This window comes from Pseudovibrio sp. Alg231-02 (assembly GCF_900143565.1).
In the GTDB taxonomy this organism is placed as follows: domain Bacteria; phylum Pseudomonadota; class Alphaproteobacteria; order Rhizobiales; family Stappiaceae; genus Pseudovibrio.
Genome location: NZ_FREX01000008.1, coordinates 33,146 through 45,418, shown reverse-complemented (window position 1 = coordinate 45,418; position 12,273 = coordinate 33,146). Strand labels below are relative to the sequence as shown.

The following is a 12,273-nucleotide window of genomic DNA, read 5'->3' as shown; positions in this document are numbered from 1 at the left end:
TCTCATCTAGGCACAATAAAACCCCGGCTGGCCTCAGTCGGGGTTTTGTTTTTTCCATCACCCGGATCTCATCTGGCGATACAAAGCTGCATCAGCAAAGCAGAGAGCTTACCAGCCGCCCTCTCTCATCTCCGCAGAAATCTCAAGACGCACCCGATCGCTGGTCAATGGTGCAAACTTACCAACACCAAAGTCACTGCGCAAAATCGCTCCCTTGCCCTCTACACCGATCCACTGCCCCTGATAGTAATCAAAGTAGCTTCCCAGCGGATGCGGGCCATTGTGTTTGAGCTGAAAGTCCAGTTCCACCGGATGCTTTTGGTCCCTGATGGTCAGGTCCCCCACCAATGTCACAGCTGTTGCCCCGGTTTGCTTGACGGATGTGGAAACGAAGGTGATCTCAGGAAATTTCTCCGCGTCAAAGAAGTCAGAGCCTTTCAGATGCTCATCCAGCGGCTCAACACCCGTATCCACGCTTGCCGGATCAATGGTCACACTGACTTTCGTTTCTTCAATCTTTGCCGGATCAAACTCCACTTCCCCGCCAACAACCTTCCACTCACCAGACTGCTCTGTCAGTCCCGCATGATTGTAGTAAAACCGGACCTCGGTATGGGTCGGATCAAATTTGTAGCTCGCAGCCTGCGCTGACGCTGTGAATGCAAGTGACGCCGCAACAACGGCGAATTTCGTGAAATGCTTCATGCTTTTCCTGCCTCATATCTCTGTTTGTCACATAAAACTGCAGTTTCCCGCAAATACACAATCATTAACCTATTGATTTTTATCATGTTAATGTATATGCATGTATATACATCTAAATGAACGGAAACCTTTTTCAAGAGCGGAATGCGCAAATAACGAGGATGTGATGTCTGTCAGCAAAGAGTCAGTTTCTCTCTGGATCGCTCTCAACAGAGTGCAAAAGACCATCTACACCGATATCGAAGGCGCCTTCAAAGCAGAGCGCTTCCCCCCTCTCTCCTGGTATGACATCCTCTGGGAACTGGAGAACGCACCCGATGGCCTGAGGCAATTCGAGTTGGAGCAACGTGTCCTCTTCCAGCAGGCCAACCTCTCCCGTGTGATCCAGTCGCTCGCCAAGGCTCAGCTGGTCGAGAGCAAACCCGCCCTCAAGGACAAGCGCGGCAAAACCCTCTTCATCACCTCAAAGGGAAAAGATCTCCGCGCCCAGATGTGGCAAACCTATGAGCGCATGCTGGAAGAAAAACTCGATACAAAAATCAGCAAGGAAGGCGCGACCCAACTTGCAGCAGCCTTGAAGGCGCTAGTTTAGATTTTTTCATCGACCAGTGGGTCGTGACAGTAAACAATGGCTTTACGCGCAACACAGCACCTCTACACAGCAACGCAAGAAAACACGAAAGAACGCAAACCAACGCACATTAGAGCGCAAAGGGGATATGTCATCACCACGTCACGAAACTGCGTTTAAGTGCAATGAGGTTATCAGTATCTGACCGTGCTGATTAGACCCGCATACTCTTCAAAGGCGATCCTCCCGGATCGCCTTCTTTTTTGCGCTTTTTTGGAAAAATAGAGTGTCTTCACTAAGGCAGCACTAACTATTTTCTCCCCCATCCCTTGAAAGAAAACCCAAGCGTTCCTAAGTTAGGTACAGGTCAACAAAAGGAGAGCCAATGACTCCACCGGACCTGCATGTTGTACGGTTTTTATAAAGGCAATTCGGTACTTATGAAGACCCTCTGCAAGATGCTACAATATAGCAAGACTACAAAACGGCCTGAGCGACCGAGCGTCATCAGACGGTAAGCACGGATCGAACCCGGACGTACACGGGCGGAAATCATATCAAACGCCCCAGCATATAGCCTTGAAACGGTAAATCGCGGCGATCCGACTATAAAAGCAAAACCCCGTTTAGACCTTCGAGAAGGACGCGGGGTTTTCTTTTGGCCATTGCAATGTAGTCCGCACCCTCTAAAATATACCAATTACATTCATATTTTAGAGAAAACAATGACCGCAGCAGCCGACACAATTGAACTTCTCCCCACACTTCCTTCCCTCAACATTCAGGAAACAAAAGCGTTTTACGCAGACAAGCTCGGCTTTACCAACGTCGTTTACGAACAGGACGACTTTCTGATTCTGCGCAGAGACACTTTAGAAATCCACTTCTGGCTCACCACAGAAAAGCACCTGTGCAACAACAGCAGCGTTTATTTCCGTGGAGGGCCCATCGTCGACCTTCACGAAGAATATCGCAAACTCGGTCTTCCAGAGGACGGCAAGAGCGAACCTCGCTTCACGCAACTCACCAGACGCCCCTGGGATATGGAAGAGTTTTACATCCACGACCCTCACGGCAACCTATTGAAATTTGGCCGCATTCCGCTCTAAGCAGAACAGAGAGGAAACACACCTGCGTTGCGGAGAACTCACTCAACACACCTCAGCACCAAATTCTCCGCACAATCTCAAATCCCCAACACAGCTTTTGGGCCTTGCCAGAAAAAACGAGTGAATCCCGCTGAAAACTCAGGTATAGACCTTTCAACTTGGAAATACTCAGTAAATTGAACAGGCTTGACCAATGAGCTCATATAAATCCGAATTTATGCGGACAATGGAAGAACGCGGCTTCCTGCACCAACTCTCTAACGCCGAAGGTCTGGACGAACTTTGCGCGAAAGAGACCGTAACCGCATATATTGGCTTTGACTGTACAGCCTCCAGCCTGCACGTTGGCTCCCTTGTACAAATCATGATGCTGCATTGGTTCCAGAAGACCGGCCACCGTCCGATTACCCTCATGGGCAGCGGCACAACACGCGTTGGCGACCCGACTGGCAAAGACGAAAGCCGCAAAGTGCTGACCGATGAGGACATCGAAGGCAACAAAAACGGCATCAAACAAGTCTTTGAAAAGTTTTTGCAATTCGGTGATGGCCCATCTGATGCAATGATGATGGACAACGCCGATTGGCTGCTCAAACTCAACTACATGGACTTCCTGCGTGATGTTGGCCGCTACTTCTCCGTCAACCAGATGATCCAGCGCGACAGCGTGCGCCTGCGTCTGGAACGCGAACAGCACCTGTCGTTCCTCGAGTTCAACTACATGCTCCTACAGGGCTACGATTACCTCGAAATCCATCGCCGCACAGACTGCCGTCTGCAGATGGGCGGTTCTGATCAGTGGAGCAACATCCTCTCTGGCGTAGACCTTGGTCGCCGTCTTGCAGACAAAGAACTCTTCGCCCTCACCACCCCGCTGCTCACCACAGCATCCGGTGCCAAGATGGGCAAAACCGCAGCAGGCGCAGTATGGCTCAACGCAGACATGCTCAGCCCCTACGATTACTGGCAGTTCTGGCGCAACACCGAAGATGCTGACGTCGAGAAATTCCTGAAACTCTTCACCATTCTGCCAATGGACGAGATCAAACGTCTGGCAGGTATGGAAGGCGCTGAGATCAACGAAGCCAAGAAGGTTCTGGCAACCGAAGCAACCGCCCTGCTCCATGGCCGTATCGAGGCTGACAAAGCTGCTGAGACAGCTCGTAAGGCGTTTGAAGAAGGCGCCAATGCCGCTGGTCTGCCAACCATCGAGATTGCCGCTACAGAGCTAAAAGAAGGCCTCGGCATCCTCAACGCTTTCGTAACCGCTGGTCTTTGCTCTTCCAACGGAGAAGTCCGTCGCAACATTAAAGGCGGCGCTGTCCGTATCAACGATAAGGCGGAACAGGATCACAACCGCTCTATCACCGACGCTGACCTGACCGATGATGGCGTGATCAAGCTTTCTCTTGGCAAGAAAAAACACGTTCTTGTAAAGCCAGTCTAACAGTCTGACTAAACACAATATCTTTGACAAAGCCGGGCCTTGCTCCCGGCTTTTTCTTTGCCTGCAAAACACTGCAAGTTTATGCAATTGCAGCCAGTCAACTGCACCTTGAGCTAGCCCTGATAGCCTAAACTGCGCCCCTCGTATTTAGGAGCAGCCCCCATGGCGATGCAGGATTGGAACGCACAGCAATACTTGAAGCACGCAGCCTATGTCGCAGACTTTGGGCAAGACGCACTTGAGTTGCTCGCTGTGCAGCCCGGAGAAAGCATTTTGGACCTGGGATGCGGTGAAGGCACGTTGGCCCAGGAAATCCAAAGCCGAGGGGCAATCGTAACCGGCGTCGACACAGCAGAAGATATGCTCCTGCAAGCGAATGAGAAAGGTATCAAGACTTGCCTCATACCTGCTGAAAACCTCAATTTTGACAAGGAGTTCAACGCAGTTTTCTCCAACGCAGCTCTTCACTGGATGCAGGATTACAAGGGCGTCATTCGAGGTGTTGTGAATGCTCTGAAGCCGGGAGGTCGGTTTGTTGGTGAAATGGGATGCGACCGAAACTGCCGCATCATCCGGTCTGCAATGGAAAACGTGTTCGCCGAAAACCCTGCTTTCGGCCCCTACAAGAGCCCCTGGATTTTCCCACCACCCGAAACGTACATGCGCGCGTTGAAAGAAGCAGGCTTCTCAGTCACTTATCATACCGAAATCGAACGCAGGACACCGCTGGAGACAGGAATGAAGGGATGGCTGCAACTCTTTACCAGCAGCCTCACAGAGCAGCTGAGCGAGGCTAATAAGAAGCGATTTTACAAAGAGACAATCAAGCATCTCAAACCGCTACTTTATTCGAGAAGCAAAGGCTGGGAAGCAGACTACGTTTGCATGCGCTTTGCAGCCTACCTCCCTGTGACCTCTACTTAAATTCAAAGATACGGCGGAACACACCCGGCGCAATTGCAGAGACCGGGTTGACCTGGAACTTAGGCTTCTCAAAAGTGCCATCCAGCTTATAGGTCACTCCAAACAGCCCTTCATCAGAAGAACCTCCGCCAAGGATAAGTCCGATCACCGGCAGTTTCGCAAACAGGTTGTTCAAGGCATAGGCAGGAACAAACGTGCCAGCCATATCCAGCTGACGGTTCTTCAGATTGGCATTCCCGCTAAAGGTCCCGCCAATAATAGCACCGCTCAACGTTCCCTTGGAAACATTCAGAATGTCTCCTCTGCGCGAAAACTGCATGCGCATCTTTTGGAAAGACGCCTCACCAGAATTCACTGCAGCAGAATACACTTCGCTGTTCCGCGTTCCGCGAATTTCCTTCGGCTCGATCCCTTTCAGCGCTTTAATCGCAGGATCTTCGGTGATGGAAAAATCATTTACAGTCAGCTGACCAGCCCAGTTGGTATCAGTTGGCATCTGGATATCCAAGCGCCCGTTACCACCGCGCATACGAGGGAACAGATCCATAAACCGTAAGAACTCACCGGCATTGTTCAGCTTGCCTTTTGCAAAGCGATGCTTCCCCTCGCCGCCAACAGTGAAATTGAACTGACCACGGCTTGAGGTCGCGCCCGAAACCGCAAGATTAACAGCGCTTACCCCGCGGAAGAGCCCATCAATCCGCACGTTTTGAGCCTGTACACCTCTGAAACCGATCAGGCGCCTGAATGTCAGGTCAACCGCAATCACATCTCTTTTGCGCTTTGCCGAAGCAGCTGCATTATCGGCCCCAAACGAATCCAACAGGGCACGGCCATCAAACCGATCCGCATTCATGACGACCTGATACCCACCACCACGGCGTGGACGAATGGTCATCTTGGCTTTGTCATTGGGGCGCAGATTGAACGCGGAGAAGTCAGCAAGCGCCAGCTTTCCATTGCCATCAATTTTTAGATTGCCACGAACTTCAACACCTTCAGACAGGAATGAGAAGTTATGGAGCGTCCTGGCATTACCATTTTTTGTCACACGGAACCTTGCGGTTGCACGTACACCAGACACCTTGCTCCAGCCAACCTCACGAACGTTGATGGCAGCTTTTGAAAGGTCCAGTTCAAACACCTGCGCGCCGCCACTGTCCTCATAGCTGACTTTCACAGAGCCTTTGACATAGCCCTGAAGATCAACACCGTAGTCTGTCAGATCTTTGGCATTGGCAACAAACGTCACGCCCTGACGGTCTTCAGCCCCACTGCCATCGCGGCTGGTGCTCAAATCAATCTCAGACTGGAAGCCATTCAGCTTCCCCTTGCCGGAAATCTGGGTTTGCTTTGTGTCCGCCTGAACGATCAGGTTTGCATTTTCAATGGTCTGGCCTGAGATCTTCGCTTTACTGCTGAAGTCCTTCAGATCCAGATTGGCCCGCCACTCAACATCTTTAACCTTGAGATTCTTGAGGAGCGGGAACAAGGCTTCAACACGGACTTCACCCATGCCAGAAAGGTCTGCTGGCACGACACTGAAACTCTCTAACGCATTTATAGGTTCAGCGTCAGCTAGCACACCCAAATCATCGGCACGCCCCGTCAGCAGCACAGACAGTTCAGCAGGCAGAGCGCCTGGTGTTGCGATATTCTTGATCGCAAACTGAACCTCTGGCACCTTAACGATGTTCCCGTCTTGCATACGGAAATGACCATTGCTGCCGGAGATCGAAAAATCTTCATTCTCGATCTTGCCAGTCCCGGTGAGATCGCGCACCACAGGCAGAGTTTTGAGCGCTTTGACTGAGCCGTCAATCACATCAAAGGATGCTGTAAGGCCGTCTCCCTGCCACGCAGGCGTACTCCGGTCGCCATCAAAGGCTTCTGGCCCAAGCGCCAGATCCAAGGCAATGTTATCAACCCGGCCAGGGCCGAGGTGATCAATCAACCAGTTTCGGGTTTTTGGTGCTGTAACTGTCGGCCAAACCTGCAACACTTCGCCAAAGCTCAGGCTTGGGCTGTAAACGGATAGCGCAAGGGACGGTCCCGGTTTCCCGTAGTAGAACGATCCCGCAACATTAATGTCAGCATCAAGCCCGACAGCACGAGCTCGTTCAATAGAAATCAGGGAGTTCGTCGGATCAAACGTGCCAGATGCATAAGCATCAGGGAACAGCAGCGGCGGCGACTTTACATCAGCAGGCGCCAATACGATCTCTCGGGAACCAAGCGAATAGTTCCACTCAGCGCCTTCAGTTACAGGTGGCTGCACAACCCCACCAAACACAACGCGTGTGTTTTTACGGCGCAGATAAGATCGTCCGATGATAATATCGGGATTATCGCGCTGCAAATTGAGATCCAGGAATGCTTCGTCGACGGTAATAGAATTATCTGGAGCAGTGCGGATGAAGATTGGAGAGGTACGAACATTCATATCCGCACCAACAAACTCACCGGTCGCCCAAAGTTCAGCATTCGCTTCAACAAACAGACGCGTATTCGCCAGCTTGTCATCACGAGCAAAACTGTGTGTTGGCAACAAATCTCGCAGCGAGGCATCACGCAGATTGACGGAAATGTTTCTCGCACCAGTTTCTGGTGTAACAGTGCGCTTCAGATCCCATGACCAGTCCCCTTCACGGCCCACGATCTTAGCATTTACTGCAAAGGAGAGATCATCCAGCAGCACAGCATTTGCATCAATACCATCAGCGACAAACTCTTCACCCTGCGCGTTGATCACCAGTCGACCGTACTCAATAGCAACTTTTTCAAGATGCCAGCGTTTGAGCTCCTCAACAGCAATCACACTAAACTTATCGATCGCTACCACGCGGTTTTGCACTCGCGGCAAAGGCTCCGACCCACTCGCCAGCTTGATCGTTGCAGAAGGCCGTTCCAGCGCGACACTGGTGATTTCCAGATCACCGGTCAGCAGTCCAGACAGATTGATGCCGATTTCGGCTCGTGGGAGCAACACAGTCGCAGCAGTACGACCTTTGACGCGAATAAGGGAGTCTTCCAGGAGAATACGGCTGCCGTTTTCACCAAACAGATCAAACTGCGCACTACCAACGGTAACGTTTAGCGCTTTGCTCTCAAACTGTTTGATTGCCCAATCCACGAGGTAGGGAACAGAAAACGGGCCACTCATCACCCGGTAACCGCCAAAACCAAACGTTATAAATAGAAAAACGCAAACAACACCCCATATTACGCGTCGCTTAAAACGACGTGTAACAGGAGAGCTCTCAAGCTCTGCTGTATTCCCAACATCAACAGCCAGAATCTCATTCCCTGTTTTAGTGGTACGTTCGATTTTGACCGAATCGTAACCTGCGATAGCATCGCGTGATCACAGGTGCTCTGCAAGATTAATTGCTTATCTACACCATACTCAAAAAAACGGCGTCCCAAGAGACCAAATGGCACCCCAGGAGCAAATAAAGAATGCCTGATACGAAAGATGCGACACCTTCCTTACCGCAGGAAGGCATGCTGGCACCGGATTTTACCTTAGCCACAGATTCGCAAGGACAATTCACTCTATCAGAACAAACTGGCCAGTCGGTCGTCGTTTATTTTTATCCAAAAGATGACACACCAGGCTGCACAAAAGAAGCAATTGCCTTTACCGAAAATGCGGCTGAGTTTGAAAAACACAATGCTGTTATCATCGGCATTTCGCCCGATACACCACTAAAGCATGACAAGTTTAAGGCGAAACACGGACTTAACGTCACACTTGGGGCAGATATCGAAAAAGAAGTTTGTGAGGCCTACGGGGTCTGGGTGGAAAAAAACATGTACGGAAAGAAGTACATGGGCGTTGAACGCTCCACATTTCTCGTTGATAAAGAAGGCAAGATTGCCAAGATTTGGCGTAAGGTCCGCGTTCCCGGCCACGTCGAAAAGATCTTGGAAGAATTACAAGGTCTGAGCCAGTAAAGAATGCCAAAACTTCCGGGCAACAATGATGCGGATGCGTTTGCAGGGCAAGCGCATCTCACCCTCCCTGAAAACACCAGCGTAAAGTCTCTTAGAGACGGCGCCCGCCAAATCCTCGAAACACCTGATTTGGATATGAAGGTCGCGCTTGCCTACTACGTCGCAAATCAATGGTTCAAAGGCGCCCTGTCCATTTCCCGTGGCACAGGTGAAAGGCCCATGCCGGACCGCCCTGGTCGCCCAGCAAAACCTGAGCTTCTTCCACCACGAGACATGCCCAAACGCGCAGTTGGAGGGAAAAACGGCAAGATCGCCCTGCTCCATTCTCTGGCACACATCGAACTCAATGCCATAGATCTCACCTGGGACCTGATCGGCCGCTTCACCCATGTGCCCATGCCGCGCTCCTACTATGACGACTTTGTCCGCGTTGGATTGGAAGAGGCAAAACATTTCACGCTCATTCAAGAACGCCTTGCAAAGCTTGGGCACGCCTATGGCGATCTGCCAGCACATGACGGTCTTTGGCAAGCTGCCCAGTCAACCGGCAAGGACCTGATAGCACGTCTGGCAATTATTCCACTCGTGCTCGAAGCCAGAGGCCTCGACATCACCCCATCCATGATCGAGAAGGCCAACGCCACAGGCGATGAAGACACTGCCAGCGTGTTGCATGTGATCTATCACGATGAAAAAGGACATGTTGCCTATGGAGCGAAATGGTTCCGCTTCATGTGTGACAGGCACCGTGTACGCCCTGAGCCTCGTTTTCAACAGCTCGTAAAACAACATTTTAAAGGACCACTGAAGCCCCCGTTTAATGACAGAGCAAGATCTGAAGCAGGTCTCACTCCGGGCTTCTATCGACCGCTCATCAAATTGACCCAATGATACACTGCACTTAGACTTTATTAACCATAACTAACTTTAATTGAGTTTAACAAATCATTTCCAGTAGGCAAACTGAGCAAGTGGTCATCCAATGAAGCTTTCCAGGTGCAGTGAGTTTTCTAACAATTACAACCAATTGAAATTGGATGGCCCAATGTGGCTTTCGCGCATCACATCTGAGCTGCGCGTAATTCCTCCGATGGCCTATTGGATTTCCGGTCTTGCAGCAACAGCGGTCGTCTCCGCAGTTTTGGCAAGCAGCTTTCAACAGTCTCTCAGCGAGATGCGGCTCAATTCAACATTATCCAGAGAATTGGCTCTCCGTGAAAACTATGAAAGCGAAATTCGGGATCTAAAATTTCAGCTCGGCGAGATGCGCGGACGGTTGGATCAGGACACATCAGGTCTAAATGCTCCTGCTCGCAAACAGCAAGCGCAGCTATTGCGGCAGTTTCAGGAAATTGAAGCACTGGTTACGCTGGCGGAGCAATCAAACCTTGTCCTCTCCGCTATCCCGCCCTCTCCAAAGCGCAAACCTCTTCAAAGAGACGTCGGCGCGACCAACACCCACAAACTATCGTTTGCATCACAAAAAAGCGGTGCTCCACTCGATATTCTGAAAACACTGTCAGGCAAGCAGTCCACCGCCCCACAGCCAGCTGCCCCTCACAAAGGCTTCTATGCGAAGCAAGCACAAGGGCAACTCTTGCTCACCGCTTACACACAAGCGGCTATAGACGACATTAAACGTGCAAACACGCTGCTTAAGAAAGCCGGCGTTGCACAGCCTGTCTTTGTCACCCCAAGTTCATCTGCTGGCGGCATCTATCAGGACATTGGGTCTGCTGATTTGGACAGTAGTATGATTGCAGCGCGCCGGATCATTGAACAACGCATTGAATTAAATACCAAAGTGGATGCCTTGCCATTTGGTCGCCCACTCTCCAGCTTCAACATCTCCAGTGCGTACGGAGCCCGAACAGACCCGTTCCTCGGCAAACCTGCGATCCACACTGGTCTGGATTTCAAAGCACCTCGCGGAACCTCAGTCAAAGCAACCGGCACCGGCATTGTCTCACTCTCACGGTACAACGGCGGCTATGGCCTTTCTGTAGAAATCGTACATGACAACGGCCTCGTTACCCGCTACGCCCACATGCACAAGCTACTCGTTAGCGAAGGGCAACGCATCAACATGGGCGATGTCATCGGGACTGTCGGCAATACGGGCCGCTCAACAGGCCCTCATCTCCACTACGAGGTGCGCCTCAACGGCAAGCCAGTCAATCCAATGCGCTTCATCCGCACAGGTGACAGGCTAGCTGCGATTTTCAAGCCCAAAAAACAAACCAAAATCGCACTCAATCTGCCTTAAGACCATTCGCAACACAAAAAGCCCCGAAACTGAGTTCCGGGGCTTTTCTAATTCATTGCAGAAGATAAGGCTTAGTCGAGATCTTCAACCGCGGCAGGCGCGTTGCCGAATGCACGGTGCGCCAGCGTTGCTTCCATGAACTTATCCAGATCGCCATCCAGAACGTCAGAAGGCGCAGTGCTTTCCACGCCAGTCCGCAGATCCTTCACAAGCTGGTACGGCTGCAGAACATAAGAGCGGATCTGATGCCCCCAACCGATATCGGTCTTGGAAGCAGCATCCTTGCTCGCCTGATCTTCACGGCGCTGCAACTCAGCCTCATAAAGACGTGCACGAAGCATATCCCACGCAGTTGCGCGGTTTTTATGCTGTGAACGCTCACTCTGACACTGCACGACAATACCTGTTGGATTGTGCGTAATACGAACAGCAGAGTCAGTCGTGTTCACGTGCTGACCACCAGCACCAGAGGCACGATAGGTATCAATGCGGCAATCGCTTTCGTTGATCTCGATATTGATGCTGTCATCAATAACCGGATAAACCCAGACGGACGCAAAGGACGTATGACGACGTGCATTGGAGTCATATGGCGAGATGCGAACAAGACGGTGAACGCCTGCTTCGGTCTTCATCCAGCCGTAAGCATTCTCACCTTTAACAAGCAAAGTTGCAGACTTGATGCCCGCTTCTTCGCCGTCATTGTATTCCATCAGCTCGACCTTATAGCCGTGCTGCTCACCCCAACGGCGATACATGCGCAGAAGCATGCTGGCCCAGTCCTGACTTTCAGTACCGCCCGCACCGGAATTGATCTCGATATACGTATCATTTCCGTCGGCTTCACCAGAAAGCAAGGACTGCAACTGCAGCTTATTGACCTGTTCCAGCATAGCTTTCAAAGCAGCTTCAGCCTCGTCAACAACGGACTGATCATCTTCCATCTCGCCCATCTCAATCAGTTCCTGATTGTCAACGAGATCCTGCTCAAGCTTGCGAACACCGCCAATGCTGTCATCCAGCTGCTGACGTTCACGCATCAGTTTTTGCGCATTCGTCGGGTCACTCCAAAGATTTGGATCTTCAGAAAGCGCATTGAGTTCATCTAGACGGACAAGTGCAGTGTCCCAGTCAAAGATGCCTCCTCAGCAGGCTTATGGCCTGCTTGATTTCGTCGACGATGGCCTCCATTTCGGCGCGCATCGGATACCTCACTTTTTTGAAAAACAACTGTGCAGTCAATAACACTGCGTCGGGTGCGAACATAGTCGCAGCAAACGATTTCCGCAATCAG

At 51.2% G+C, this 12,273-nt stretch carries 10 protein-coding genes; 7 read left to right on the top strand and 3 right to left on the bottom strand.

Going from position 1 to position 12,273, the window contains the following annotated elements; genetic code table 11:
• Positions 1–108: 108 nt before the first annotated feature.
• Positions 109–705 (bottom strand): YceI family protein, encoded by a 597-nt coding sequence (locus DHN43_RS19440; RefSeq protein WP_057461794.1) that lies wholly within the window; start codon positions 703–705, stop codon positions 109–111.
• 166 nt (positions 706–871) lie between these two features.
• Here DHN43_RS19440 and DHN43_RS19435 point away from each other — a divergent pair, with 166 nt between their 5' ends.
• The 4 genes from DHN43_RS19435 to DHN43_RS19420 all read left to right on the top strand — a co-directional run bounded on the left by DHN43_RS19435 (position 872) and on the right by DHN43_RS19420 (position 4,756).
• Complete coding sequence (locus DHN43_RS19435) at positions 872–1,297, top strand: MarR family winged helix-turn-helix transcriptional regulator (protein ID WP_063289041.1); 426 nt, start codon at positions 872–874, stop codon at positions 1,295–1,297.
• Positions 1,298–2,001: 704 nt separating this feature from the next.
• Positions 2,002–2,385, top strand: a complete 384-nt coding sequence (locus DHN43_RS19430) for a bleomycin resistance protein (protein WP_108819749.1) — start codon at positions 2,002–2,004, stop codon at positions 2,383–2,385.
• A gap of 193 nt (positions 2,386–2,578) precedes the next feature.
• Positions 2,579–3,832: a tyrosine--tRNA ligase gene (gene tyrS, locus DHN43_RS19425; protein WP_063305313.1), complete on the top strand. Its 1,254-nt coding sequence runs from the start codon at positions 2,579–2,581 to the stop codon at positions 3,830–3,832.
• A gap of 162 nt (positions 3,833–3,994) precedes the next feature.
• Entirely contained in the window at positions 3,995–4,756 is a 762-nt protein-coding gene (locus DHN43_RS19420) for a class I SAM-dependent methyltransferase (protein ID WP_108819748.1), read from the top strand.
• Here the strand turns inward: DHN43_RS19420 and DHN43_RS19415 are convergent.
• Positions 4,749–7,919: an AsmA-like C-terminal domain-containing protein gene (locus DHN43_RS19415; RefSeq protein ID WP_208995510.1), complete on the bottom strand. Its 3,171-nt coding sequence runs from the start codon at positions 7,917–7,919 to the stop codon at positions 4,749–4,751. The two genes, DHN43_RS19420 and DHN43_RS19415, sit on opposite strands and share 8 nt — an antisense overlap.
• Positions 7,920–8,215: 296 nt before the next feature.
• Between DHN43_RS19415 and bcp the strand changes: the two genes are divergently transcribed.
• The 3 genes from bcp (at position 8,216) to DHN43_RS19400 (ending at position 10,979) form a co-directional block, all read left to right on the top strand.
• Positions 8,216–8,713 carry a thioredoxin-dependent thiol peroxidase gene (gene bcp / locus DHN43_RS19410; protein WP_108819746.1) on the top strand — a complete coding sequence of 166 codons (498 nt, stop codon included), beginning with the start codon at positions 8,216–8,218 and terminating at the stop codon, positions 8,711–8,713.
• A 3-nt stretch (positions 8,714–8,716) separates the two neighbouring features.
• A complete protein-coding gene (locus DHN43_RS19405) occupies positions 8,717–9,604 on the top strand; it encodes a ferritin-like domain-containing protein (protein ID WP_108819745.1) in 888 nt (295 codons plus the stop codon).
• Positions 9,605–9,758: 154 nt separating this feature from the next.
• Positions 9,759–10,979: a M23 family metallopeptidase gene (locus DHN43_RS19400; RefSeq protein ID WP_108819744.1), complete on the top strand. Its 1,221-nt coding sequence runs from the start codon at positions 9,759–9,761 to the stop codon at positions 10,977–10,979.
• Between the two features lie 71 nt (positions 10,980–11,050).
• On the opposite strand, the gene prfB is transcribed toward DHN43_RS19400, so the two are convergent.
• Positions 11,051–12,182 (bottom strand): peptide chain release factor 2 gene (gene prfB / locus DHN43_RS19395; RefSeq protein WP_108819743.1). Its coding sequence is split into 2 segments (ribosomal slippage): positions 11,051–12,112 and positions 12,114–12,182, totalling 1,131 coding nucleotides; the frame shifts between segments, so codons are not numbered across the junction.
• Positions 12,183–12,273 lie beyond the last annotated feature (91 nt).

Excerpts from the sequence above, each read along its gene's own strand:
- DHN43_RS19440 (WP_057461794.1), bottom strand. The coding sequence starts at position 705 with ATGAAGCATTTCACGAAATTCGCCGTTGTTGCGGCGTCACTTGCATTC.
- DHN43_RS19435 (WP_063289041.1), top strand. The coding sequence starts at position 872 with ATGTCTGTCAGCAAAGAGTCAGTTTCTCTCTGGATCGCTCTCAACAGA.
- DHN43_RS19430 (WP_108819749.1), top strand. The coding sequence starts at position 2,002 with ATGACCGCAGCAGCCGACACAATTGAACTTCTCCCCACACTTCCTTCC.
- tyrS (WP_063305313.1), top strand. The coding sequence starts at position 2,579 with ATGAGCTCATATAAATCCGAATTTATGCGGACAATGGAAGAACGCGGC.
- DHN43_RS19420 (WP_108819748.1), top strand. The coding sequence starts at position 3,995 with ATGGCGATGCAGGATTGGAACGCACAGCAATACTTGAAGCACGCAGCC.
- DHN43_RS19415 (WP_208995510.1), bottom strand. The coding sequence starts at position 7,919 with ATGAGTGGCCCGTTTTCTGTTCCCTACCTCGTGGATTGGGCAATCAAA.
- bcp (WP_108819746.1), top strand. The coding sequence starts at position 8,216 with ATGCCTGATACGAAAGATGCGACACCTTCCTTACCGCAGGAAGGCATG.
- DHN43_RS19405 (WP_108819745.1), top strand. The coding sequence starts at position 8,717 with ATGCCAAAACTTCCGGGCAACAATGATGCGGATGCGTTTGCAGGGCAA.
- DHN43_RS19400 (WP_108819744.1), top strand. The coding sequence starts at position 9,759 with ATGTGGCTTTCGCGCATCACATCTGAGCTGCGCGTAATTCCTCCGATG.